The following is a 26,432-nucleotide window of genomic DNA, read 5'->3' as shown; positions in this document are numbered from 1 at the left end:
TTTCCTTTAAGTAGTAAATAACAGCTAAAACTGATAGAAAAAATATAAAATACGGTAGAATGACTTACTGATAAAGTAGGGGTATTTTCTTTCTGAGTAGTGACAATTGTCTCTAAACAAATGTAAATAGATTGTATATACTTACAGATAGAGGGAAGGAGGAGGTAGCTTGATTCTAGTTCGGAATGATAACTTCGAAATATCAGAAGAAAATGGAAAAGTATATATGATAACTTTCAGTGCTGGTTTTCCTTTAAAAGAATTTGATAGTATTTTACGCAGTCATCCCCGCCTAAAGTTGTCTAATTTTTCAATATTAAAAAATGTATTAGCGACCGAAAGTATAAATCCTGTTGAAATCGGACGTTGGCTTCCGAATGTGGAAGCTGAAATTGCACGAGATAAAATGTCTGCCTCTATATTTATCTACGAAACACATGATTATATTCAAAAAAATAAAGAAAAATTATCAAATCAAATTCTAGAAAAGCTTGAAGATGAAGGAATTGTAAATGGAATTTTGGATTTTGATATTTCCAAAATTGAACCAGGAAAGGCATTTTTAATTGCTCAAGGAACACTGCCTGTAGCAGGAACTGATGCACAAATTACATACTTACCTAAACCAGAGAGAAAGCCAGTGATTCGAGAAGATGGAAAAGCTGATTATTATGATATGAATTTTATCTCTGAAATTTCTGAAGGGTCATGGCTTGGCGAAAAAATACCTGCGACTTTAGGTAAAGCAGGGAAAAATGTGCTAGGTGATACGATTGCTGCTGCACCAGGTCGAGATTTTCCCATAAAATACGATAAAAAATCAGCCTATGAAGTGGAGGAGAATGGGAAGATTGTTATCCGTTCCAAAATTGCGGGCGTATTAGATGATGTCAAGGGCATGATAGGTGTTAATCGACATTTGCCTATTCATGGTGACGTTGGTGTTGAAACTGGAAATCTTGAATTTAATGGCTCATTAAGCATAAAAGGAACAGTGACTTCTGGCTATACGGTTATTGCTACAGGAGATATTTCTATTGAAGGTGCCGAAGGTGTAAGTGGTGCCAAGCTTATAAAATCTATAGAAGGTGATGTCTATATTCGTGGTGGCATTTTTGGTCTTGGTTCAACATTAGTGGAGGCAGGTGGCAATATTTTCGTCAAGCATGTTAATGAAGCCAATTTAGTCGCAGCTGATAGTATTCATATAGGCTTTTACTCATTAGGATCACAGCTTACTGCACATTCCATCTTTGTGGACGAACGAAAAGGTAAGATTATTGGAGGTCGAGCAGTAGCTAAAAATACAATTGTCACAGCCATATCTGGAAACCGTTTAGAACGTCGAACAGATTTAATTATTGAAAGTGTCAATAAAAGAGAAAGCTATTCTCTTATGCAAGAGAAGGCAACTCACTTAAAACAATTGCAATCAGATATTTCAATACAAGAGGGAAAAATTAAAAACTTATTACCAATCCTAAATCAAATGACGAAGGAGCAAGTGGCTACATTTGAGGAAGCGAAGCAAGTCTTAACAAAATTGAAGGCAGAGGCAGTGACAATTGACCGTGAAGTAAAACTAATGATGGATGAAATGCGCCATGCGGGTAAAGAGGAAATTACTGTGACAAAAGAAGCGCATCCAGGCACATATATTCAGATTGGCAAAAAATCATCCCTATTAAGTAAAATGACCAATGGTAAATTTATCCTCGAATTCGGTGAGTTAAATGTCTAGCCAATCGTCCATTCCTGTGTTTGCACATCGAGGAGCGTCAGCTTATGCACTTGAAAATAGCTTTAGGGCTTTTGAGAAGGCATTGGAGCTGGGTGCGGATGGCATTGAGTTGGATATCCAATTGTCAAAGGAAGGAATTCCGGTTGTCTATCATGATCCACAGCTATCAAGATTAGTTGGCATCAATAAACTTGTGAATGAATGTACAGTAGAGGAGCTACTTGGCTTTAAACTTGGAAAGCCCTGGAGACGTTTTTTTTCTTCGTACAAAATTCCAACATTGGATGCCGTTTTAGCATGGGCAAATTCCCAGCAGCTACCCCTTAATATTGAATTAAAATCAACGATCCTTGATAATAAACATGCACTTATTCAAATGCTTCATGGACTTATTTTGCCTGTTGGCAGTCATTTTTCATCATTTCACTATGAGCTATTAGAAATTGTGAAACAATATAGATCTGATTTTGAAACAGCACTTATTGCAACCAAAAAATTAAAATGGGATTTGCTCAGTGATTATAAAGCAATTGACAACGTGCATATGCATAAAAGGTATTATAAACCAAGATATTTAGAGGCATGTGTTGCAAGTGATAAAGCATGTCGATTTTATGCGATTGATGGTAATGAGGCATTTTTGACAAACCCGCATCCTTCGGTAATTGGTTGGATTACTGATTATCCTGACAAAGTAATTTCAAAACAGAACCGTCAATAAAAATAGCTATCCAGTAAGTCGAATATGACTTAGGTGGATAGCTATTTTTATTTTTTTTGAAAGCGCGGAGCCACTTTTCCATTTTTTCGATCGCGGTGGAGTAAAAAGCCTGCGAAGAAGCCAAATCCTATTACAAAGAGAATGACGCCCACAACGAACTGTAACCATAAAAACGGGAAAGGTGCAATCAGTTTACCAAATAATGTATCACGCATGAATTTAATGCCACCTGCAGCCATAAGACCTGGAATAAGCATTACAATAAATGCAGCTAAACGAGCCATGCATGTCCCTCCTTATTCCTAAGTTTAATTGTACCTGTGGTTAATGGAATGTCAAGAAACGTTATTTCACTATGTGCCTGCTGAAGCCATGAGCACGTAGGACATAAGCTAGAAACTGTAACAGAATGTTTAGAAAATTCTTACTTAATCAAGAATATGTAATAATAGTTGCGAAATTGTGAAATTGTCAGTATTGTAAAATTAAATGGAGCATTATTATCCATTACTAAACAATTTTTATTGTTATTTAAAACTTGATTGGATGGGCATTTGGGGATGCACTTTCCAAAGCAAAGGGGCGAGTTTTCATGGAAATCTTCAAGTATATGGAAAAGTATGATTATGAACAATTGGTATTTTGCCAAGATGAAGCATCAGGGTTAAAAGCGATTATCGCAATCCATGACACAACACTTGGACCAGCATTAGGCGGGGCACGAATGTGGACATATGCATCAGAAGAAAATGCAATTGAGGATGCATTGCGTTTAGCACGCGGCATGACCTATAAAAATGCAGCTGCTGGTTTAAACCTTGGCGGTGGAAAAACGGTCATTATCGGTGACCCATTTAAAGATAAAAATGAGGAAATGTTCAGAGCTCTAGGTCGTTTCATCCAAGGTCTTAATGGCCGCTATATTACCGCGGAGGATGTTGGTACAACAGTAACAGATATGGATTTAATCCATGAAGAAACAAATTATGTAACTGGTATTTCTCCAGCCTTTGGTTCATCAGGTAATCCATCTCCAGTAACAGCGTACGGTGTTTATCGTGGTATGAAGGCATCAGCAAAAGAAGCCTTTGGATCTGATTCACTAGAGGGACGTACCATTTCTGTACAAGGGCTAGGAAATGTTGCTTACAAGCTTTGCGAGTACTTACATAATGAGGGTGCAAAACTTGTTGTGACAGATATTAATCAAGCAGCAATTGATAGAGTTGTTCATGATTTTGGCGCAACTGCTGTGGCACCAGATAACATCTATTCACAGGAAGTGGATATTTTCTCACCATGTGCATTAGGAGCAATATTAAATGATGAGACGATTCCACAATTAAAGGCAAAGGTTATTGCTGGTTCAGCTAATAACCAATTACAAGATTCTCGACATGGTGATCTTTTACATGAACTAGGAATTGTTTATGCTCCTGATTATGTTATCAATGCAGGTGGGGTTATCAACGTTGCTGATGAGTTATATGGCTATAACCGCGAACGTGCGATGAAGCGTGTTGATGGTATTTATGACAGTATTGAAAAAATCTTTGCCATTTCTAAACGTGATGGCATTCCTACGTATGTAGCGGCTAATCGTTTAGCAGAAGAGCGAATTGCGCGAGTATCTAAATCACGTAGTCAATTTTTAAAAAATGAAAAAAATATTTTACACGGTCGTTAAAAATCGCTTAATTATTAGAGAAGTCGCATTGTCGACTTCTTCTAACTTTAAATAGAAATTTAGTAGCTTAACTGAAATTAAGCTAAAGCCCTATAAAGGGATGAAATGGATTTTCCTTGTAATATCCTATGTGAGTGCAGGATAGGCGGCTTTAGCACTTTTCTCATAAGGGGGAATCAATATGGCTCAAAATTATGATGTTGTCATTTTAGGCGGAGGTACAGGAGGCTATGTTGCAGCAATTCGTGCGGCACAGTTAGGTTTAAAAACAGCCATTGTTGAACGTGAACGACTTGGTGGCACATGCTTGCATAAAGGCTGTATACCGAGTAAGGCCTTACTTCGAAGTGCGGAAGTGTATCGTATGGCCAATAAAACGGCTGCTGAATTTGGTGTAGATATTGAAGGAGTTACATTGCAGTTTGATAAAGTGCAGGCTAGAAAACAAGCGATTGTTGAGCAATTGAGCCAAGGTGTGAATACACTGATGAAAAAAGGTAAAATAGATGTTTATCAGGGAACAGGAAGAATTTTAGGTCCTTCCATCTTTTCACCAATGCCAGGTACTATTTCAGTTGAAATGAGTAATGGTGAGGAAAATGAAATGCTTGTGCCAACAAATGTTGTGATTGCAACAGGTTCGAAGCCAAGAGAAATGGCTGGACTATCAATTGATGGAAAATTTGTAATGAACTCTGATCATGCATTACAAATGGAAGAACTACCGAAGTCATTGTTAATCGTTGGTGGCGGCGTTATCGGTATCGAATGGGCATCAATGCTTTGCGATTTTGGGGTATACGTAACGGTCATTGAATATGGACCATCGATTTTACCAGCAGAAGATGCAGATATTGTCAAAGAAGTGACGAAGCAACTTGAAAAAAGAGGCGTTCGTATTGTGACAAATGCTCGTTTAGATACAGGAACATTCAAAATTGAAAATGATAACGTTTTCATTTCTGCCAAAGTTAACGAAAAGGATGAATTATTCGAGGCTGATAAACTATTACTTTGTGTAGGACGTGAAGCGAATACACGAGATATAGGTTTAGAAAATACAGAAATTGAAATTGAGAATGGGTATATTAAAGTCAATGATTCGTATCAGACAAAGGAATCACATATGTATGCCATAGGAGATGTGATTGGTGGTCTGCAATTAGCACATGTAGCTTCACACGAAGGATTATGTGCCATTGAACATATTGCCACAGGTAAAACAGAGGCACTAGACGTACTCAAGGTGCCGAAATGTGTTTACTCCTTCCCAGAGGTTGCAAGCATTGGCTTAACCGAAAGTGCTGCTAAGGAACAGGGCTTTACCTTAAAAGTAGGAAAGTTTCCATTCAAGGCGATTGGTAAAGCGCTTGTAAATGGAGAGACAGACGGCTTTGTAAAAATTGTTGCAGATGAAGAAACGAATGATATTCTGGGTATTCATATGGTAGGGCCGCATGTAACGGATTTAATTGGTGAAGCATCACTTGCTAAATTACTTGATGCAACGCCATGGGAGGTTAGTCAGGCTATTCACCCACATCCGTCTCTGAATGAGGTGCTAGTAGAATCAGCATTAGCTGTTGATAATCGTGCCATTCACTTTTAAAATTTATCATTCCATAATTAATGTGTGGGAAGATTATATACTTAAGTTGTTTCTTTACAATACGAAAGGGGTGTTCGTATGCAAGATGTTCAAATCAAGCATGAGGATTTAGGTTTATCAAATGAAGATGTACTTGCAATATTCGAAACAATGTTAATGGCAAGAAGACTAGATGAGCGTATGTGGTTATTAAACCGCTCAGGTAAAATTCCTTTTGTTATTTCTTGTCAGGGACAAGAGGCAGCACAAGTTGGAGCGGCCTTTGCACTCGATAAAGAAAAGGATTATATTGCACCATACTATCGTGATATGGGTGTTGTTCTACATTTCGGTATGACACCAAGAGAGCTAATGTTGTCTGCATTTGCCAAAGCAGAAGATCCAAACTCTGGTGGTCGTCAAATGCCAGGTCATTTTGGTCAAAAGAAAAATCGTATTTTAACAGGATCATCCCCTGTTACAACGCAAGTTCCACATGCAGTGGGTGTTGCACTTGCGGGACGTCTACAAAAAGAGGATTTTGTTTCTTTCGTTACACTCGGTGAAGGTTCTTCTAACCAAGGGGATTTCCATGAAGGAGCGAATTTCGCTGGTGTGCATAAGCTTCCTGTTATTATAATGGTAGAAAATAATCAATATGCAATTTCTGTGCCAGTTGAACGCCAGTTAGGCTGTGCGAAAGTATCGGATCGTGGCATTGGCTACGGTATGCCAGGTGTTACGGTTGATGGTAAATGCCCATTACAAGTCTATAAAGTGGTGAAAGAGGCAGCTGACCGTGCGCGTAATGGCGGCGGTCCGAGTTTAATAGAAACCGTGACATATCGATTAACGGCTCACTCTTCCGATGATGATGATCGTCAATATCGTACTGCTGAAGATATCGCAGAAGGGAAGGCAAAGGATCCTATTTTACTATTTGAAAAGTATCTTATGGATACGGGTGTAATGTCAGAGAAGCTACGTTCAGAAATCGAGGAACGTGTCATGTCTGAAGTAAATGAGGCTACTGATTATGCAGAAGCTGCTCCATATGCACAACCAGAGCATGCCATGAAATATGTTTATGCACCAGTGGACGGAGGTGACGTGTAATGGCAGTGATGTCTTATATTGATGCGATTACATTAGCGATGAAAGAAGAAATGGAACGTGATGAACGTGTTTTCATTTTAGGAGAGGATGTTGGTCGTAAGGGTGGTGTATTTAAAGCAACTGCTGGTTTGTACGATCAATTTGGTGAATATCGTGTACTTGATACGCCCCTTGCAGAAAGTGCTATAGCCGGGGTTGGGATTGGCGCTGCGATGTACGGTATGCGCCCAATTGCTGAAATGCAATTTGCTGATTTCATTATGCCTGCTGTGAACCAAATCGTTTCTGAGGCAGCAAAAATTCGTTATCGTTCGAATAATGACTGGTCTTGTCCAATGGTAATACGTGCTCCGTTTGGTGGGGGGATACATGGAGCACTCTATCATTCACAATCGGTAGAGGCACTTTTCGCAGGAACGCCAGGATTGAAAATTGTTATTCCGTCAACACCATATGATGCTAAAGGTCTATTGAAAGCAGCTATCCGTGATGAAGATCCTGTGTTATTTTTTGAGCATAAACGTGCGTATCGCCTGATTAAAGGGGAAGTACCTGCGGATGATTACACATTACCGATTGGTAAAGCGGATGTTAAGCGTGAGGGAGATGACGTTACAGTCATTACGTATGGTTTAGCTGTACATTTTGCATTGCAAGCTGCAGAGCGACTAGCAGCTGATGGTATTTCAGCACATATTCTAGATCTTCGTACTGTATATCCGCTTGATAAGGAAGCAATTATTGAGGCAGCAAGTAAAACAGGAAAAGTGTTACTTGTTACAGAGGATAATAAAGAAGGTAGTATCATGAGCGAGGTGGCAGCCATCATAGCTGAGCATTGTTTATTTGATCTTGATGCACCGATTCAACGCCTTGCAGGACCAGATGTTCCGGCAATGCCCTATGCCCCAACAATGGAAAAGTATTTTATGATAAATCCTGATAAAGTAGAGCGGGCGATGCGTGAACTAGCTGCCTTCTAAATAGAAGGGGCTTCTTCACAAATTGGAAAAGTATTTAGTGAAAATCTTTGATCAATGAGTGTTGCAAATGCTTATTGTCAAAGCAAGGAAAAACCTCGGTCGAATAGTCCATTTTGAGAACTGTTTTCTTGCAGTATCCTGGTGGCTGTTCATTCGTAATGGTGTGTCACATATAAATACAGCTTGGCTTAAATGGATGGGAGGAATAGATGATGGCGATTCAAAATATCACAATGCCACAGCTCGGTGAAAGTGTAACAGAAGGAACAATTGAAAAATGGCTTGTAAAGCCTGGTGATACAGTAAAAAAATATGATCCACTAGCAGAAGTTGTAACAGATAAAGTGAATGCAGAAATCCCTTCATCTTTTGAAGGTATTATTACAGAGTTGCTTGCAGAGGAAGGTCAAACGTTACCAGTTGGTGCAATAGTCTGCTCTATTGAAATCGCCGGTGACAGCGAGTTACCGCCTCCACCTCCAGCGAAGAAATCAGCAGTTAGTACGGCGATTTTAAATGCCGGTGTACAAAGAAAACAAGAAACACAACAAGCTACGACAGCTACAGTAGCACCACCAAAGCCAGTAAGGCAGGATAAAGTTCGTTATTCACCAGCAGTTCTTCGACTTGCACAGGAGCATGATATTGCACTCGATCAAGTCATAGGAACAGGCGAAGGAGGACGTATTACAAGAAAAGATCTTCTGACTTTGATTGAGGCAGGAACTGTGCCAACTACACAGCTAGAAACACCTGCTACTGATACTTCTGTACAGCAGTCAGCACCAGCTGTAGCAAATGTAACACCACAGAATGATATGAAACCAACTGCACCTGTACAGCCTTTGCAAGCAGGAGATATTGAAATACCTGTGACGAAAGTGCGTCGTGCTATTGCTAATAATATGGTAAGAAGTGTTCATGAAGTACCGCATGCTTGGATGATGATGGAAGTGGATGTAACTGATTTAGTCACTTATCGAGATAGTATAAAAACAGAGTTTAAACAAAAAGAAGGCTTTAACATTACGTATTTTGCATTCTTTGTAAAAGCTGTTGCACAAGCATTAAAAGAGTTCCCGATGATGAATTCTATGTGGGCAGAAGATAAAATTATTCAGAAACATGACATCAATATTTCCATTGCCGTCGCAACTGATGATGCTTTATTTGTGCCTGTTATAAAACACGCTGATGAAAAATCGATCAAAGGGATTGCAAGGGAAATTAATGAGCTCGCTGTCAAAGTACGAGCTGGAAAATTGTCAATGGATGATATTAAAGGCGGAACTTTTACGGTCAATAATACGGGCGCATTCGGCTCTGTACAGTCAATGGGCATCATAAATTATCCACAAGCAGCCATTTTACAAGTGGAAAGTATTGTAAAAAAACCAGTCGTTTTACCAGGTGGAATGTTTGCTGCACGAGATATTGTGAATTTATGTTTGTCATTAGATCACCGTGTATTAGACGGACTTGTTTGCGGTAAATTCCTAAATAGAGTGAAAGAAATACTCGAAAATACAAATAAATCTTCGACGTCAGTCTACTGATGACTTCTCGGAAACCTGTTGTATAACGGTTTCCGAATTTTTTTTTGCTTTTCGAGTCGCAATTTGTCATGTAGAATAACAAATAGAAACTACTAAGGGGGGAAGCTGATTAAGCGTCCGCATGTCAAACAACATGAAAAATATTGAATTTGAAAAGCCGTCCTATTCAGAATGGCAAGATGCAGCAATCAAGGCTTTAAAAGGGAAACCATTCGAGTCTCTTTTAACGAAAACAAGTGAAGGTGTTACATTAGAACCTCTTTACACACAAGAAAGTTTAGTAGCAAAACTTGGTGAAGAACTTGATAAACAAGTTGCCACAATCCGTTCCCTGCAAAATAGTCAAGTCTTTAAAGTGGCACAGCAAGTATATGCTGATACAGGCGAAGCATTTTTTGCTCAGCTTGATGATAGTTTGGCACGAGGAAACGAAGTAGTAACAATTGATAGCCGTGTTAATTTTGAATGGACTACAGAAATAGTAGCCAAATTAGCGACTTATTTCTCAGAATATTCGTTTAAAATTACGGTTGAAAATTCAAATGACCCATTATTAGCAGTATTCGACAACATTGCCATTGAACAACGAGAAGCTGCCAAAGGTTTCATCGTTTCAAAAAAACCTATCACTTTAACTGATTTTCCGAACGTGCGCTCAATCGGTGCAGATACTACTGTTTATCACAATCAAGGAGCAAATGCTGTACAAGAATTAGCATATGCACTTGCGTTTGCGGCTAAATATGCAGAGCAAGAAGAAAGCTTTGAAGCCTTTGCAAAGCAATTCTATGTATCCTTTGCAGTTGATACACAGTTCTTTACAGAGATTGCTAAACTTCGTGCTTTTAAAGTGCTTTGGAAAGCGTTCTCATCTGCTTATGGTACAGAAGAAAATATTAAAGTTCCAACGCTTGCAGAAACTTCATTAAGAAGCTTCTCAAAACTAGATGTTTATGTAAATCTATTACGTGCAGCAAATGAAGCGCTTTCTGGCCTGATTGGCGGGGCAGACGTCTTTACTGTTCATCCACATGATGCATTAACAAAGCCAACTGATCAATCAGTTCGTATCGCACGTAATGTATCTTTAGTTTTAAAAGAAGAAACAAATGTGTTAAAAGTAACAGACCCAGCTGGTGGCTCATATTTCATTGAGTCATTAACAGCTGATTTTGTGAAAGAAGCTTGGGCATTATTCTTAGATATTGAGGCTGCTGGAGGTATTGATGCTTATACTGCATCAGGTAAGTTAGCAGAAGAATTAGAGAAATCATACCAAGCTCGTATTAAAGCTACACAAACACGTAAGCAATCTCTAATTGGTACGAATATTTATGCAAATCCAGCAGATGTGCTTGAAAGTGAAAAAAACCCACTATTTGCAGAAATTAAGCGAATTGCTATACCTTTCGAGCAATTACGAGCAGAAATGACTGCTGCCAATGTGAAAACAGGAATCTTAGCATTAGGTACATTAAAAAGCTCGAAACCACGTGCTGATTTTGTATCTGGTTTCTTAAATACAGTAGGTTTAGTGCCAGAAAAAAGCGAACCAATTGCAACAGCTGAAGAAGCAGTGGCTTGGCTAAATGCTACAGAAGCAACCTATGTGGTGATTGCTGGCAATGATGATGATACAAAAGAATTAGTACCAGCTATTCTAGCGGGTAAACCTGCTAATGTACTTGTAGATGTTGCAGGGAAATTTAAAGACGAAGAAGAAGCTTGGTTAGCAGATGGCTTAAGCGGCTTTATTTTCGCAGGACAGAACATCATTGAAAAATTAAATTCAGTGTTCGCTAGCATGAAGGAGGTCCAACGATGAGCAAGCCAAATTTTAGTGCAGTTGAAATCGAAAAAGTATTAGCAGCTGAAGCACCTTTGGCGTCAGAAGAAAAATTTATGACGAATGAAGGTATTGAGATTAAAGATATTTATACAAAAGAAGATATTAAAGATGCAAAACATTTAAATGATGTGGCAGGTATTGCACCAAACACACGTGGTCCATACCCTACGATGTATGTAGCACGTCCTTGGACTGTTCGCCAATACGCGGGTTTCTCTACAGCTGAAGAATCCAATGCATTCTACAAACGTAATCTGGCGATGGGGCAAAAAGGTCTTTCTGTTGCTTTTGACTTAGCTACTCACCGTGGCTATGACTCCGATCATCCACGCGTAACTGGGGATGTTGGTAAAGCTGGGGTTGCTATTGACTCTGTCGAAGATATGAAAATCCTATTTGACCAAATTCCTTTAGATCAGATGTCCGTGTCAATGACAATGAATGGTGCAGTATTACCAGTATTGGCATTCTATATCGTTGCAGCTGAAGAGCAGGGGGTTACACCTGACAAGCTTGCTGGTACGATTCAAAACGATATTTTAAAAGAATACATGGTTCGTAATACTTATATTTACCCACCAGCAATGTCTATGAAAATTATCGCAGATATTTTTGAATATACAGCGAAATTTATGCCAAAATTTAACTCTATTTCAATCTCTGGTTACCATATTCAAGAAGCAGGAGCAACTAATGACATCGAGCTTGCTTATACATTAGCAGATGGTCTTGAATATGTCCGTACGGGCTTGAAAGCTGGAATTGATATTGATGCCTTTGCACCGCGTCTATCGTTCTTCTGGGCAATCGGTATGAATTATTATATGGAAGTTGCGAAAATGCGTGCTGCTCGTCGTATTTGGGCGCAAATGATGTCTACGTTCAACCCGAAAAATTCAAAGACGTTAGCACTTCGTACACATTCACAAACATCTGGCTGGTCTTTAACGGAGCAAGATCCATTTAATAACGTAACACGTACATTAATTGAGGCTAATGCATCCTCAATGGGTCATACACAATCACTTCATACAAACGCGTTGGATGAGGCCATAGCTTTACCAACAGACTTCTCTGCTCGTATTGCACGTAATACGCAGTTATTCTTACAGGAAGAAACGGCTATGACGAAAGTGATTGATCCATGGGGTGGTTCATACTATGTGGAGAAATTAACGGAAGAAATTACAAAATCTGCATGGGCATTAATTGAAGAGATTGAAGAACTGGGTGGAATGGCGAAAGCGATTGAAACAGGTCTTCCAAAAATGAAAGTCGAGGAAGCTGCGGCTAAACGCCAGGCGAAAATTGACTCTAAATCAGAAACAATTGTTGGTGTCAATAAATATCGTCTAGAAAAAGAAGAGCCTATTGATATTCTTGACATCGACAACACATTAGTGCGTCAAAAACAAATTGAGCGCTTAGAATCAATGCGCGCGGCTCGTAATGAAGAAGAAGTCCAAAAACATCTTGCCCGACTAACAAAGGCTGCAAAAGAAGGTGGAGAAAACTTATTAGCCGTAGCGGTAGATGCAGCGCGTGCTCGTGCGTCTTTAGGGGAAATTTCAGATGCAATTGAAGTTGTCTCTGGGCGTCATAAAGCAATCATCCGTTCCATTTCTGGTGTTTACTCTGCAAACTTCTCTGATGAGGAGCAGATTCTTGAAGTAAAACAAATGACAGACGAATTCCTAGAAAATGAAGGACGTCGCCCACGTATTTTAGTGGCAAAAATGGGACAAGATGGTCATGATCGCGGTGCCAAAGTTATCGCAACGGGCTATGCTGACTTAGGTTTTGACGTAGATATTTCTCCACTATTTATGACACCAGAAGAAACAGCGCAAATGGCGGTTGAAAATGACGTGCATTGTATCGGTGTTTCCTCTTTGGCAGCAGGTCACAAAACATTAGTTCCTGCACTGGTATCTGAACTAACAAAGCTAGGTCGTGAAGATATTATCATTATAGTTGGTGGTGTTATTCCAGCACAGGATTATGAATTCCTTTATGAAGCTGGTGCCGTAGCCATCTTTGGTCCAGGTACAGTAATTCCTGTATCTGCCATTAAAATTATTGAAGAAATCTACAAACGCTTAGGCTATGAGGAAGTGTCTAAGTAATGGACAAAAACAAAGAGATGCAGGATAGTGCACTATTTGTCATGGATGGAGTAGCAGCATCTCACGATGGTATGCAATATGGTGTACCAAAAAAATTCCGAAAGAAAAAAGCTGACAAAATTGACATACAGGGGCTTGCTCGTGAGGTAATGGCAGGTTCCCGTACTCAATTATCAAAGGCGATAACACTCATTGAAAGCTCAAATGCCGTGCATAAAGCACAGGCACAAGAGCTTTTACAGGAGCTTCTACCACATACAGGAAACAGTGTTCGTATTGGCATTACAGGGGTTCCTGGTGCTGGAAAAAGCTCATTTATTGAGGCTTTCGGAACGATGCTTTGTGAGATGGGGAAAAAAGTAGCAGTCCTAGCTATTGATCCGAGCTCCTCACTATCAGGGGGAAGTATTTTAGGTGATAAAACACGTATGGAGGAGCTTGTGAAGAAGTCGAATGCATTTGTTCGACCATCTCCTTCAGCTGGTACCCTAGGGGGTGTCCATAAAAAAACACGTGAAACAATGCTAGTTTGTGAAGCTGCTGGCTATGATGTTATTTTAATTGAAACTGTCGGTGTTGGACAAAGTGAAACATATGTCCGAGGGATGGTTGATTTCTTCTTGTTGCTGGTATTAACAGGAGCTGGTGATGAGCTACAAGGCATGAAAAAGGGCATTATGGAATTAGCTGATGCTATCGTTGTGCATAAGGCAGATGGAGATAACGTACGTTTAGCCAAAAAAACTGTATCAGAGTATAAGCAAATATTGCATTTCTTACAGCCAGCTACGCCAGGATGGATGTCTACTGCTATGCCAGTTAGTTCATGGGAAAAACGTGGCCTCGACAAAGTATGGAGGACAATAGGAGAATTTAGACAAACAGTTGAAGCAAATAATTACTGGTCAATTAGACGTCAAAATCAAACCAAGGATTGGTTCCAATCAATGATTACTGACCATTTAATTGATGCGTTTTACGGTAATCCAGAGCGTAAGGAACAAGTGCAACTGTTAGAACACCAAATTTTAAATGGACAGCTGACAGTAACACAAGGTGTAGATCGTTTATTTAGCGATAATCAATCACAGCAATAAACTGTTGCTCTATCTTCATTCAGCAAATGTGTTAGTGTCGAAAGCGTCGAAACCAAGACGAAATTAATGAGCAAGTAGGTGCACAAAATCGCCACTAACTGCTATGATAGGAGATGTATTAGTGTCAGTCTAAAGTCTAAGGTGACACGAACTTGAAAGGAGCTATCGCTATATGAATATGGATTATGATTTATTTATGCAAGAAATTTTAAAAACAGCACGTGCAGAAATTGAGGCTGCTGGTTATGAGCAGCTACGCACACCAGAAGCTGTTGAAGAGGCGTTTGCTCGTCCAGGTACAACATTAGTCATGGTCAATTCAGTATGTGGCTGTGCAGGAGGTATTGCACGTCCAGCAGCAGCACAAAGTGTTCATTATGATAAACGTCCAAATCATCTTGTTACAGTTTTTGCTGGTCAAGATAAAGAAGCAACGGCAGCTGCTCGTTATCACTTCGGTGAAGATCACTTACCATCCTCTCCATCTTTTGTACTGTTAAAGGATGGACAAGTGGTAGCTGAAGTTGGGCGCTATGAAATTGAAGGTCACGATCCAATGTCTGTTGTGACAAATTTACAAGCAAACTTTGAAGAATACTGCGATGAACTTTAATATTATTCATTAATTAATTTGATAAGATAAACGCCCCGCAGCAACATTACTAGTTGCGGGGACTGTTTCTTATCAATAAGAGTAGATATTTGTATATTCAAAGGTACTAATAGCGAAAATATATTTGGAATTTTTTAAATATTAGCTAAATGATTTACCTGAAAAAATTGAATTGATTTAATGAATAGAATAAGTGAAGAGTAATGGAGGACAGGAGGCAGTCGACTTGAAGAAGTTTTCAATCGGCTATCGTACATTAAAAACGGCAACTGGTGCAGCCATTGCAATAGCCATTGCCCAGTATTTCGAATTAGCTTCTTATGCATCTGCTGGTATTTTAACAATACTTTGTGTACAGCCAACGAAGAAAAAATCCCTTCATGCTGCTTATACACGATTTGTCGCAAGTATTATCGGTATGCTTTATGCCTTTTTGAGCTTTGAGCTATTTTCATATCACCCATTCACACTAGCGGGGATGCTCATTATTTTTATCCCCACAATTGTGTCATTGAAGGTAGCAGACGGCTTTGTCTCAAGTGCGGTAATTATTATGCATATTTATGCTGCTGAAAAATTTTCATGGACATTGGTTTCTAATGAATTTACTTTAATGGCAATTGGCTATGGGACAGGAATAGCGATTAATATGTATATGCCAGATATTCAAAAGGAATTAAATTACTATCGAGTTAAAATTGAGGAACTATATAGTAAAATTTTTTTAGAAATTGCTAACTATTTAAGAGAAGGCGATACATTGTGGGATGGACGAGAAATAATTGAAGCCATTACAGCTTTAAATAATGCGAAATCATTAGCCTTTAAAGATGTTGAAAATCATTTTATGAGACGAAAAAATGATTACTATGTCTATTTTGATATGCGTGAACAGCAGCTCGAAATTATTGAAAGAGTACTCCCAAAAATAACGGCGTTACCTGTTATAGTACAAGAGGCGACGATAGTGGCTGACTTTGTTCAAGATCTTGCTGAGCATGTTCATTCAGGAAATACGGCTAGTCATTTTAGGGAGAAGCTAGAGCAGGTTAGGAAAGATTTTGCCCAGTTACCGCTGCCGCAAAATCATGAGCAATTTTTAGCACAGGCAGCGCTTTATCAATTTATCGAAGAAATGGATCGGTATTTAGAAATTAAACAGTCTTTTAAGGGTTTAAAGGTAAAGAAAGAGCGCCCGCAGTAATGCGGACGCTATGCCTTTTATGCTAACATGGATAAACCAAACGCTAGAGATGAAATTACCATGATCGCTATCATTGCATAAACAACGATTTTTTGAAATTTTTTATTGCTCATATGCTCGTTCGCTCCTTCTTTTCTTATAAATAGTTTAGCAAATCTGAAAAATTTCTCAAGTAGTAGAGTTTTGACAAAAAAGTCTGTAAAATAGAAGATGTACCATAACAGAAGGAGATGTCACCATGGAGAAAGTAGACCATATTGGGATTGCGGTGCGTGATCTTGATGAACGCATTACATATTATACAGAAACTTTAGGCTTAAAGTTGTTAAAAGTGGAAGAGGTTGAATCTCAACAGGTTCGTGTTGCATTTATAGATGCTGGCAACGTGAAAATCGAATTATTGGAACCGATGAGTGAAAAAAGTGCCATTCATGGATTTATCGAAAAACGTGGAGAAGGTATTCACCATGTAGCTTTCGGTGTGACAGGGATTCGTGAGCGTATGGCAGAGCTTCGTGAAAAAGGCGTACGTCTTTTATCAGAAGAGCCAGGACCAGGTGCTGGTGGCGCAGAGGTAGCCTTCATGCATCCTAAATCATCTTTCGGTGTGCTGTATGAATTATGCGATAAAAGTGGAAAAGGGGATAAGTGATTAGTATGGATATGTTCGACAAAATTAATGAGTTATATGACCGTAAGACGGTAATTGAACTTGGTGGTGGCTATGAGCGCATCGACAAGCAACATGAAAAAGGTAAATTAACTGCTCGTGAGCGCATTGAATTATTGCTGGACGAAGATACATTTTTCGAAATCAACCCATTCATTACACACCGTACAGTAGACTTCGGTATGGATAAGATGGAAGGACCTGGTGATGGTGTAGTAACTGGTTTCGGTAAAATTAATGGACGTTCTGTTTACTTATTCTCGCAAGATTTCACTGTATTTGGTGGAGCGCTTGGTGAAATGCATGCGAAAAAAATGGCCACAGTAATGGATCTTGCTGCGAAAAACGGTACACCATTCATTGGTATTAATGATTCTGGTGGTGCACGTATTCAAGAAGGTGTACTTTCACTTGATGGATACGGTCATATTTTCTATCGTAATGCCATCTACTCTGGCGTAATCCCTCAAATTTCAGTAATTATGGGACCATGTGCTGGAGGTGCTGTATATTCTCCAGCCATCACAGACTTTATCCTAATGGTTGATAAAACATCTCAAATGTTCATTACAGGACCTAAAGTAATTGAAACGGTTACAGGTGAAAAAATCTCTGCAGAAGATTTAGGTGGTTCTAAAGTAAATAACGCTGTAAGTGGTAATGCCCACTTCCGCGCACCATCTGAAGAAGAAGCAATCGATCAAATTAAAAAACTATTAAGCTATCTTCCACAAAATAATAAAGAAAAAGCACCACGTCAGGCACGTCCAGAAGGTGATGACTACCGCCCTGAAATAGTAGATACTGTGCCGATCGAAACAACTCGCCCTTATGATGTACGTAAAGTAGTTGAGCAAGTAGTGGACGAAGGCTCATTTATGGAAGTTCACTCAGAATTTGCGAAAAACGTAGTAGTAGGTTTTGCACGTATTGCAGGTGAATCAGTTGGTCTTGTATGTAATCAACCAAAAGTACTTGCTGGTGGACTAGATATCGATTCTTCTGACAAAGCGGCTCGTTTCATCCGTACTTGTGATGCATACAATGTTCCAATCATCACATTTGAGGATGTTTCTGGCTTCTTCCCAGGCGTTAAACAAGAGCATGGTGGAATCATCCGTCATGGAGCAAAAATCCTTTATGCATACTCTGAAGCAACTGTACCGAAAATTACAGTTATTTTACGTAAAGCATATGGTGGTGCTTATGTTGCGCTTAACTCAAAATCAATTGGAGCTGACCTTGTATTTGCTTGGCCGAACGCTGAAATTGCGGTTATGGGTGCAGCAGGTGCCGCAAATATTATCTTTGCTCGCGAAATTGCAAAATCAGATGATCCAGAAGCAACACGTGCAGCGAAAATTGAAGAATACAAAGAAAAGTTCGCAAACCCATATGTTGCAGCATCTCGCGGTATGGTAGATGATGTTATTGATCCACGTGATACACGTATTAAGCTAATTCAAGGCTTAGACATGCTTTCAAATAAACATGAATCACGTCCAGAGAAAAAACACGGAAACATTCCACTATAAAATTTGTACAAGCCCAGTAGCCATTCGGTTGCTGGGTTTTCTTTTGACTGAAAGAAAATGACGAAAAATGATAATAGATGACAGATAATTGAAACATTTATTCTTTTCATCCGTACAAATAAATAAGAGGAGTTGGGATGAATGGAATGGAGACAATTACAAAATGAACAGGAAACAATACATGCACAATTAAGAAATGCCAATAAATTAAATGAACAAAAACGATTAATTGAAAAGCAACTTGAGCGTGCACAACAGGACATTTACAAACATTCTATAGCACTCAATCACATTCGAACGAAACTCGATAAGTTAGAAGGCTTTTCGTTTATGAATATGATTCGTACGTGGACGGGGCAACAAGATGAACTACGAGCAGAGAAAATTGATAAAGCAGCCGTTCTTGAATTAAAAATAAATGAAGCAAAAAAAATGCAAGAAGATTTAACAATTGATTTAGCACAAGCTAAGTCAAAGCTTACTCAAATTAATGAACAACATTTACAAGAAGCTTTAAGCCAGCTGAATGCTAGAAAGAAGGGTTACTTACAAGTACATGAGCCAGAGCAAGCAAAAAAATTAGAGCAATTAGCGCATGAAGAAATAGTAACGAAGCAACTAATTGTGGAAATGAAGGAGGCAGAAGAGGCTGGTGAAACTGCATTAACAAAGCTTGGGCAAGCGGCAGCTTCTCTACATTCTGCTAATGGTTTTTCAACATGGGATACGTTTTTGGGAGGGGGACTCATTGCTACGCATTTAAAGCACGATGCACTTAATCAGTCTGAAAATTATCTTCATGATGCTCAAATTGCTTTACAGCGATTTCATAATGAGCTTCTGGACGTCCATGATTTATCAACGAAATCATTACATGTTGAAACAGATGGTTTTGTCAAATTTGCAGACTATTTCTTTGATGATATTTTCTCAGCCTGGTCTGTCCACTCTAAAATTTCAACTGCTAGAGAGCAGGTATCTCGTGTGCAAGATGATGTACATAATACAATTTGGCGTTTACAGGATAAGCATCATAAAGCGGTTGAACATCTTCAGTCACTTGAGCGAGAGAAAGAGGCTATCTTCCAACTATAAGAAGCTTGTGAAAAGGGATAATCTCCCTCTTTCACAAGCTTTTTATCTTCATTCAGCAAATGTTTTTTGTATCGAAAGCATAGCGGCAGATACAGAAGACTCCTACCTCTACAAGTGGTGAGATGAATGCGGTTTTGTTTCCTTTTCAGTGGGTGTCCAAATACCTACTGAAATAGCGGAACTCAGTCTAAGAACGCCACGTCCTGTGGCAACGACTTAGTGACCAACATCATGTTGCTGTCGCTGCGTTAGCACTACGCTTTCGCACAAAAAACATCTGTTGGCCCAAAGCCTCCAGCGGATGTCACGGAATCGGAAAGGAGTTAATAAAGGATGTTAGCCTAAAATCATCGCGTCCATGCGATAACGCCTAACTGACCTGCCTCACGCAGGCCTAAGCACAAAGCCAATTCCGGACGCAATTATGCTGAGGCATAATTGATCTCCTTCCAAAAATTAGTCTCGTTCTGCTAGTGAATTATTTCAACTCCTCAAACGTTGTGCTAAAATAATACATATACTATAACGTGGAAATACACGTAAACTAAGGGAGTCTTACAACATGACAAGTCGTTTAGTAGAAGAGTTTTTTGAGCTGGTACAAATTGATTCAGAAACAAAATATGAGCATGTGATTGCGCCGATTTTAATCGACAAATTGACAGCGCTTGGTTTTACAGTAGAACAGGATGATGCTCATACACGTAATGGACATGGAGCAGGCAATCTATTGGCTACTTTAAAAGGTTCTTTGGATGTTGAACCAATTTATTTTACTTCTCATATGGATACAGTTGTACCAGGGAAAGGGATTAAGCCTTCTTTACGTGAGGATGGTTATATTGTGTCAGACGGTACCACAATTTTAGGGGCTGACGATAAAGCTGGGCTAGCGGCACTGTTAGAAATGGTGAAGCGTTTAAAAGAGCAAAATATTGAGCATGGGGATATTGAATTTATCATCACTGCTGGTGAGGAAAGTGGACTTGTTGGTGCTAAAGAATTAGACCCATCCAAAATTAAAGCAAAATACGGCTTTGCAGTGGACAGTGATGGTAAAGTGGGGGGAATTGTTACAGCAGCACCATATCAAGCAAAAATCTTCGCTAAAATTATTGGCAAAACTGCTCACGCTGGTGTGGCTCCAGAAAAAGGAGTGTCAGCAATTACAGTTGCTGCGAAATGTATAGCACAGATGAAGCTAGGCCGTTTAGATGAAGAAACTACAGCAAATATTGGTCGTTTTGAGGGTGGCCAGGCTACGAATATTGTATGTGATGAAGTAAATATTCTTGCAGAGGCTCGTTCAATTGATAAAACGAAGCTCGATGCTCAAACGAAGCATATGCAGGAGACATTTGAACAAATATCTGCATCACTTGGAGCAAGTGCTGAAGTAGAAGTAAAGCTGATGTATCCAGGATTCCGAGTAACTGAAACAGATAAAGTCGTTCAAATCGCAATGGCAGCAGTACGAAATATTGATCGCACACCAACGTTAGGGATTTCTGGAGGAGGATCAGATGCAAATGTAATTGCAGGATTTGGTATCCCTACGGTCAACCTTTCTGTAGGCTATGAAGATATTCATACAACAAATGAAAAAATTCCAGTAGAAGAATTAGAAAAATTAGCAGATTTACTAGTTGAAATTGTTAAAGAGTCTGCAAAAAAATAACAGCAGAAATTGAAGGATGTGACCGCATGGAGAGTGTAAAGGCAGTAGTTTTTGCTTGTGGAACTGAGGAATATGCAGTGCCTGTGGAACAAGCAATTTCGATTGAAAAATTAGAGCATATAACACCAATTCCTCATTTACCTAATTATCTTCTAGGCTTCACAAGAATTCGAGGTGAGCTTGTCCCAGTGCTTGATTTTGAACGTATTCTTTATAATCGTTCTTCAAATGCTGCAACAGCACGTATCATAGTCTTGAATACAGATGTTGTGAATTATGGATTACTTGTAACAGAGGCCCGTGAAATTCTAGATTTTGACACGTCTATCTTACAGCAGATGGGGCTTGTCAATTATTCAAAAACACGTTATTTTACAGCTGTAGCAAACTTAGAAAATCGTATGATTACTTATGTGGACCCAAAAATTCTAGTCAATTCACTAGAGGGAATTCGGGAAATTATTAATTATTTGCATAAAATGCTTGAAAATGAACAAGAAAACGTAGATGCTTGAATGCTCTACGTTTTTTTTATTTTCTATAGTAAAAATAACCTGTATGATTATTAGTCGATTTCACCGTATTTATAATTATTATGCATTTTTCCTACAGACATTTTCATTTGTCCAATGTATGATAAAAGAAAACAACTGTAAAAGGCAAACTTGTCGAAAGGGAAGGGCGCAAAGCCATGAGTCTAAACACTATTCTAGTGCATGATCGTCAGGTTGCCAGGTTCTATTATAGGAGCCTTGGCGAATAGAATGGAGCTGTAAGATATGAAACGTTGTTCAATATTAACAGTAACTATTGTTATTTTTGTTACGATTGCCAATACGCTCGGATTACCAAATGGGAGGGTAGACGCAGTGACCATGGAAGATAAGGCCACTTGGTTATGGGATACTTCAAAAATTATTGAGGATGAGGCAGGAATACTCTCGTTTTTAGAGAACAAACAGGTAAACAAACTGTATTTACAGATTGATATGGATATAGCAAATGCCGACTATAAGCGCTTTATTGGTCACGCTTCAGCAAAGGGCATCAAAATATATGCATTGGACGGAGCGCCAGATTGGGTATCTAAAGAAGGCTATAAAATGCAGGATCAGCTGTTTGATTGGTTATATACATACAATAGAAATGCTGAAGTAACAGAGCAATTTTCAGGTGTTCATCTTGATGTAGAGCCATATTTAAATAGTGGTTGGAGTCATAATCAGAAACAAACAATTGAATCCTATCAAGCACTTCTTACAAAAGCCAAAAGGGAAACCAAGCAGTTACATTTACCTTTGGAAGCAGATATGCCATTTTGGTTTGATGAAATTAAATACAACAATCAATTTGGACGAGGATTACTAGCAGAGTGGGTGATAAACCAAGTAGAGAGCGTTTCTATTATGGCTTATCGAAATGCTGCAAAAGAAATTATTAAAGTTGTGCAATATGAAGTAGCCTATGCAAAGAAAGTTAATAAATCCATTGTTATTAGTGTTGAAACAGGAGCATTAGATGATGGTCAAAATATTACTTTTTTTGATGATGGTGAAGCCTATATGACTAAACAACTAGCACTTGTTCAGCGTCACTATGCCAAAAAAACAAGCTATCAAGGGGTTGCCATCCATCATGTTGATAGTTGGATGAATATGCAGCCATAATAAGAGCAAAGTATACTTAAAACTATACTAATTATGCTAACAAACGTAGAGGGCTAGAAACTCTACGTTTTTTTATAGGTATTTTGAAAAAAACGTATGATGATATTTAACAAGAATTGGAGGCATTAGCAATGAAAGATGAAAACTTGCAGCAAGCACTCAAGAAGAGATGAAAAAAAAGGAATAGAACAAGGATTTAAAGCAGTAGCAAAAATATGATTGCAACGGGTTACAGTAATGAACAAATTATGCAATTAACCAGCTTAACTATAGAGCAAGTATTGCCGTTAAGAGCTGAATTCAAAGTTGAATGCTGTAAAACACTAAGACTATTATTCTTGAATTAGGAGAAAAGTAATCTTTTTAAAACCCCAAGAAGATAATAAAAAAACACCTCCAATCTAAGAATTAAGCTTAGCTGGAGGTGTTTGACATTGATTAAGAAAGTCGACCGCTGTAGTCTTCAAATTTAAATTCTCGAATAACTTTAATACCTTCTTCATCATTGTAAGAAACGATTGAAGGTAAGTTGACACCGTTAAACATATGGTTTTTGACCATTGAATAATGGGCCATATCCGTAAATACAAGACGGTCACCTGGTTTTAATGGCTGCTCAAATGAATAATCGCCAATTACATCACCAGCAAGACATGTAAGTCCACCTAGGCGATATGTGTGAGCTAATTCATTGGCTTGACCAGAACCGATAATCATTGGACGGTATGGCATTTCAAGTACGTCAGGCATATGACATGTTGCTGACGTATCTAAAATAGCAAGATCCATCCCATTTTCTTGGATATCAAGCACGGTAGCTACTAAATAACCAGTATTAAGGGCTACTGCTTCACCTGGCTCTAAATATACAAGCAGTTTATATTTTTCTTGCACATAATTAATGATGTTCACAAGCTTCTCTACATCATAATCTTCACGCGTAATATGGTGGCCACCACCAAAGTTCAACCATTTCATTTGGTGTAAAACATCACCAAATTTTTCTTCTACTACTTCAATAATACGCTCTAACGTATCTGAATTTTGTTCACACATCGCATGGAAGTGTAAGCCATCAATGCCGTCAAGCTGGGATTTATCAAAGTTAGCTAAAGTTGTTCCAAGACGGGAATTCGTATAGCAAGGATCGTAAAGTGCTGTTTCAATTTCCGAGTACTCAGGATTCACACGAATACCACATTCAATTGTTTTACCAGCAGTTTTCACTTTATCCTTGAACTGAGCCCATTGGTTAAATGAGTTAAACACGACGTGATCCACATAGCCAAGAAGCTCGTCCATTTCATGTTCAATATAAGCAGGAGCATAAACGTGAACTTCTTTGCCCATTTTTTCATAGCCAAGACGTGCTTCATGCAGTGAGCTGGCTGTTATGCCTGCTAAATATTCCCCTACTAAAGGGAATGTTGAATGCATAGAGAAACCTTTAAGGGCTAATAAAATGCGGCAGCCTGTACGATCTTGAATTGATTTTAAAAGCTCAAGATTTTTTGTTAATAATCGTTCATCCACTACATAAGAAGGGGATGGAACTTTTGAAAAATCAATTGGTTTCATCGGCTTAATTCCTTTGCATCTAAATCAAGGTCAAGTAACTCTGGGTTATGGCTTTCTTGCCATGGTAGACCCCATTTATTTAATGCATCCATAAATGGATCTGGATTGAAATCTTCTACATTCCAAACACCTGGTTTGCGCCATTCACCGTTCATGACAAGCATTGCACCAATCATAGCAGGTACGCCAGTTGTGTAAGAAATCGCTTGTGAACCAACTTCGTTATAGCATTCTTCGTGGTCACATATGTTGTACACATAATACGTTTTTTCTTTGCCATCTTTTAGACCGCGAATGATACAACCGATATTTGTTTTACCTTTTGTACGTGGTCCAAGAGAAGCTGGATCTGGTAATACCGCTTTAAGGAAGTGGATTGGTTGAATCATTTGACCTTCAAATTCGATAGGTTCGATTGATGTCATGCCAACGTTTTCTAATACTTTTAAGTGTGTTAAGTATTTTTCAGAGAACGTCATCCAGAAGCGGATTTGTTTTAAACCTTTGATATTTTTCGCAAGTGATTCAAGCTCTTCATGGTATAGAAGGTAAATATCTTTTGGACCGATTTCCGGTAAGTTATAAACTTCTTTTTTCTCAAGTGGTGCTGTTTCAACCCACTTGCCTTCTTTCCAGTAACGACCATTCGCTGTAATTTCGCGAATGTTAATTTCTGGGTTGAAGTTTGTTGCGAAATGATAACCATGATCACCCGCATTTGCATCCACGATATCGATATAGTGGATTTCATCAAATTCATGTTTTTGCGCATGAGCTGTGAAAACGCCTGTTACACCTGGGTCAAAACCGCTACCAAGTAATGCAGTTAAGCCAGCTTTTTCAAACTTCTCTTTATAAGCCCATTGCCATTTATATTCAAATTTTGCCGTTTCAGGTGGCTCGTAGTTTGCAGTATCCACATAGTGCACACCTGTCGCTAAGCAAGCATCCATAATCGTTAAGTCCTGATAAGGTAGTGCAACGTTAATGACTACATCTGGTCCGAAAGCTTTAATAAGCTCAATAACCTCTTCTGTATTGTCTGCGTCTACCTGTGCAGTATGAATTTTTGTTTTTCCGCCGTCTAGTTTTTCTTTTAGAGCGTCACATTTTGAAACAGTCCTACTTGCGATACAAATTTCCTCAAATACGTCCGAATTTTGAACACACTTGTGTACCACAACACTGGCAACTCCGCCAGCTCCGATAATCAATGCTTTACCCAATTGTCTACCCCCAAGTTCATATAAAGTATTGTCAAACAAGCTGATTATACAGAAAATTGATTTACTACTCAATCATTGTTTTTAAATTTTCTACAAAAAAATTTATTTTTCTACAACAATTGGACTTATTTTATCCTGATAAAGCCGAATGGTTCATCAATAAGTCAATGGGAAATAGAAATCTACCAGTGATCGACGTCTCTCTTTAGTAAGTATAGTTAGGAAAAAGAAGTTCATAAAAAAATCCCTTAGCTACTAGAGCAGGAAGGGAAAAATTCAACTAGATTTAATTTCATTAACCATCAAACCGATTTGAAATTTGTTTCTTTTCATCTCCCCATACATAGAAAAAAATCATGAGCAATGTACTTAAAAAAGCCATTACAAGGGCATAAGTACTGAGGGCAACATCCACTTGACTTTGCATAGCATAAATGAAAATAGCGCCTAGTGTTAACAAATTTCCAATAATAAGAGACACAACATGAAAACGTCTATTCATAGCAAGCCCTCCTAAATGAAGATTTTATGCCCAACAGATGAAGATATAATGCATCAATTATCTCACAATTCAGAACTTTATCCAACATTTTTTCATTCTATTATTTAATAAAAGATGCTTTTTAAATACATCTTTTTATAGTATGATAAGAAATAAAGATGAATATTCATAGATTTTTACTAGAAAGGGGAGATGATGAA

Annotated in this window: 23 protein-coding genes and 1 riboswitch; of the genes, 18 read left to right on the top strand and 5 right to left on the bottom strand. The window is 38.6% G+C overall.

Annotated features, from left to right (window positions below; translation table 11 throughout):
* Nucleotides 1-169: 169 nt before the first annotated feature.
* Both AC1RNS_RS02900 and AC1RNS_RS02895 read left to right on the top strand, forming a co-directional pair.
* Entirely contained in the window at nucleotides 170-1,741 is a 1,572-nt protein-coding gene (locus AC1RNS_RS02900) for a flagellar assembly protein A (RefSeq protein ID WP_492990654.1), read from the top strand.
* On the top strand, nucleotides 1,734-2,462 hold the full coding sequence (locus AC1RNS_RS02895; RefSeq protein ID WP_492990652.1) for a glycerophosphodiester phosphodiesterase: 729 nt from the start codon (nucleotides 1,734-1,736) through the stop codon (nucleotides 2,460-2,462). Before AC1RNS_RS02900 ends, AC1RNS_RS02895 begins: the two co-directional genes overlap by 8 nt.
* 47 nt (nucleotides 2,463-2,509) lie before the next feature.
* Here AC1RNS_RS02895 and AC1RNS_RS02890 read toward each other — a convergent pair whose 3' ends face one another.
* A complete protein-coding gene (locus AC1RNS_RS02890) occupies nucleotides 2,510-2,746 on the bottom strand; it encodes a DUF2627 domain-containing protein (RefSeq protein ID WP_283868557.1) in 237 nt (78 codons plus the stop codon).
* Between the two features lie 308 nt (nucleotides 2,747-3,054).
* Between AC1RNS_RS02890 and AC1RNS_RS02885 the strand changes: the two genes are divergently transcribed.
* The 10 genes from AC1RNS_RS02885 to AC1RNS_RS02840 all read left to right on the top strand — a co-directional run bounded on the left by AC1RNS_RS02885 (nucleotide 3,055) and on the right by AC1RNS_RS02840 (nucleotide 16,281).
* Complete coding sequence (locus AC1RNS_RS02885; protein WP_492990650.1) at nucleotides 3,055-4,149, top strand: Leu/Phe/Val dehydrogenase; 1,095 nt, start codon at nucleotides 3,055-3,057, stop codon at nucleotides 4,147-4,149.
* Nucleotides 4,150-4,330: 181 nt separating this feature from the next.
* Nucleotides 4,331-5,758 (top strand): dihydrolipoyl dehydrogenase, encoded by a 1,428-nt coding sequence (gene lpdA, locus AC1RNS_RS02880; RefSeq protein WP_492990648.1) that lies wholly within the window; start codon nucleotides 4,331-4,333, stop codon nucleotides 5,756-5,758.
* Between the two features lie 78 nt (nucleotides 5,759-5,836).
* Complete coding sequence (locus tag AC1RNS_RS02875) at nucleotides 5,837-6,853, top strand: thiamine pyrophosphate-dependent dehydrogenase E1 component subunit alpha (protein WP_492990646.1); 1,017 nt, start codon at nucleotides 5,837-5,839, stop codon at nucleotides 6,851-6,853.
* A complete protein-coding gene (locus tag AC1RNS_RS02870; protein WP_492990644.1) occupies nucleotides 6,853-7,836 on the top strand; it encodes an alpha-ketoacid dehydrogenase subunit beta in 984 nt (327 codons plus the stop codon). Before AC1RNS_RS02875 ends, AC1RNS_RS02870 begins: the two co-directional genes overlap by 1 nt.
* Nucleotides 7,837-8,048: 212 nt before the next feature.
* Complete coding sequence (locus AC1RNS_RS02865; RefSeq protein WP_492990642.1) at nucleotides 8,049-9,392, top strand: dihydrolipoamide acetyltransferase family protein; 1,344 nt, start codon at nucleotides 8,049-8,051, stop codon at nucleotides 9,390-9,392.
* 121 nt (nucleotides 9,393-9,513) lie between these two features.
* The gene (locus tag AC1RNS_RS02860) at nucleotides 9,514-11,217 is read left to right on the top strand and encodes a methylmalonyl-CoA mutase family protein (RefSeq protein WP_492990640.1); all 1,704 of its coding nucleotides are present in this window, start codon (nucleotides 9,514-9,516) and stop codon (nucleotides 11,215-11,217) included.
* Nucleotides 11,214-13,367: a methylmalonyl-CoA mutase gene (scpA, locus tag AC1RNS_RS02855; RefSeq protein ID WP_492990639.1), complete on the top strand. Its 2,154-nt coding sequence runs from the start codon at nucleotides 11,214-11,216 to the stop codon at nucleotides 13,365-13,367. The genes AC1RNS_RS02860 and scpA overlap by 4 nt, the downstream gene beginning before the upstream one ends.
* Nucleotides 13,367-14,464 (top strand): methylmalonyl Co-A mutase-associated GTPase MeaB, encoded by a 1,098-nt coding sequence (gene meaB, locus AC1RNS_RS02850; protein WP_492990638.1) that lies wholly within the window; start codon nucleotides 13,367-13,369, stop codon nucleotides 14,462-14,464. Before scpA ends, meaB begins: the two co-directional genes overlap by 1 nt.
* Nucleotides 14,465-14,636: 172 nt before the next feature.
* On the top strand, nucleotides 14,637-15,077 hold the full coding sequence (locus AC1RNS_RS02845) for a BrxA/BrxB family bacilliredoxin (RefSeq protein WP_427539284.1): 441 nt from the start codon (nucleotides 14,637-14,639) through the stop codon (nucleotides 15,075-15,077).
* A 226-nt stretch (nucleotides 15,078-15,303) separates the two neighbouring features.
* Nucleotides 15,304-16,281, top strand: a complete 978-nt coding sequence (locus AC1RNS_RS02840; RefSeq protein ID WP_492990637.1) for an aromatic acid exporter family protein — start codon at nucleotides 15,304-15,306, stop codon at nucleotides 16,279-16,281.
* Between the two features lie 17 nt (nucleotides 16,282-16,298).
* On the opposite strand, the gene prli42 is transcribed toward AC1RNS_RS02840, so the two are convergent.
* Complete coding sequence (gene prli42 / locus AC1RNS_RS02835; protein ID WP_492990635.1) at nucleotides 16,299-16,394, bottom strand: stressosome-associated protein Prli42; 96 nt, start codon at nucleotides 16,392-16,394, stop codon at nucleotides 16,299-16,301.
* Nucleotides 16,395-16,519: 125 nt separating this feature from the next.
* Between prli42 and mce the strand changes: the two genes are divergently transcribed.
* The 6 genes from mce (at nucleotide 16,520) to AC1RNS_RS02805 (ending at nucleotide 22,926) form a co-directional block, all read left to right on the top strand.
* Nucleotides 16,520-16,933, top strand: a complete 414-nt coding sequence (gene mce, locus AC1RNS_RS02830; protein WP_053594596.1) for a methylmalonyl-CoA epimerase — start codon at nucleotides 16,520-16,522, stop codon at nucleotides 16,931-16,933.
* Nucleotides 16,934-16,938: 5 nt separating this feature from the next.
* Nucleotides 16,939-18,486 carry an acyl-CoA carboxylase subunit beta gene (locus tag AC1RNS_RS02825; RefSeq protein WP_492990633.1) on the top strand — a complete coding sequence of 516 codons (1,548 nt, stop codon included), beginning with the start codon at nucleotides 16,939-16,941 and terminating at the stop codon, nucleotides 18,484-18,486.
* A gap of 141 nt (nucleotides 18,487-18,627) precedes the next feature.
* Nucleotides 18,628-19,581 carry a hypothetical protein gene (locus AC1RNS_RS02820; protein ID WP_492990632.1) on the top strand — a complete coding sequence of 318 codons (954 nt, stop codon included), beginning with the start codon at nucleotides 18,628-18,630 and terminating at the stop codon, nucleotides 19,579-19,581.
* 562 nt (nucleotides 19,582-20,143) lie between these two features.
* Nucleotides 20,144-21,259, top strand: coding sequence for a M20/M25/M40 family metallo-hydrolase (locus AC1RNS_RS02815; RefSeq protein WP_492990631.1), 1,116 nt, complete (start codon nucleotides 20,144-20,146; stop codon nucleotides 21,257-21,259).
* 26 nt (nucleotides 21,260-21,285) lie between these two features.
* Nucleotides 21,286-21,774, top strand: a complete 489-nt coding sequence (locus AC1RNS_RS02810; RefSeq protein ID WP_492990630.1) for a chemotaxis protein CheW — start codon at nucleotides 21,286-21,288, stop codon at nucleotides 21,772-21,774.
* Nucleotides 21,775-21,907: 133 nt separating this feature from the next.
* A riboswitch (cyclic di-GMP riboswitch) is annotated at nucleotides 21,908-21,995 on the top strand.
* A gap of 43 nt (nucleotides 21,996-22,038) precedes the next feature.
* On the top strand, nucleotides 22,039-22,926 hold the full coding sequence (locus tag AC1RNS_RS02805) for an amidase (protein WP_492990628.1): 888 nt from the start codon (nucleotides 22,039-22,041) through the stop codon (nucleotides 22,924-22,926).
* 438 nt (nucleotides 22,927-23,364) lie between these two features.
* On the opposite strand, the gene nspC is transcribed toward AC1RNS_RS02805, so the two are convergent.
* The 3 genes from nspC to AC1RNS_RS02790 all read right to left on the bottom strand — a co-directional run bounded on the left by nspC (nucleotide 23,365) and on the right by AC1RNS_RS02790 (nucleotide 26,232).
* Nucleotides 23,365-24,504, bottom strand: a complete 1,140-nt coding sequence (gene nspC / locus AC1RNS_RS02800) for a carboxynorspermidine decarboxylase (RefSeq protein ID WP_492990627.1) — start codon at nucleotides 24,502-24,504, stop codon at nucleotides 23,365-23,367.
* The gene (locus AC1RNS_RS02795; RefSeq protein ID WP_054610484.1) at nucleotides 24,501-25,730 is read right to left on the bottom strand and encodes a saccharopine dehydrogenase family protein; all 1,230 of its coding nucleotides are present in this window, start codon (nucleotides 25,728-25,730) and stop codon (nucleotides 24,501-24,503) included. Before AC1RNS_RS02795 ends, nspC begins: the two co-directional genes overlap by 4 nt.
* A 295-nt stretch (nucleotides 25,731-26,025) precedes the next feature.
* On the bottom strand, nucleotides 26,026-26,232 hold the full coding sequence (locus AC1RNS_RS02790) for a hypothetical protein (RefSeq protein WP_492990625.1): 207 nt from the start codon (nucleotides 26,230-26,232) through the stop codon (nucleotides 26,026-26,028).
* Between the last annotated feature and the right edge of the window lie 200 nt (nucleotides 26,233-26,432).

This window comes from Lysinibacillus sp. GW821-FHT14F06 (assembly GCF_058803665.1).
Note: the sequence above shows the minus strand (reverse complement) of the source record. Positions and strands in the feature narration are given on the sequence as shown.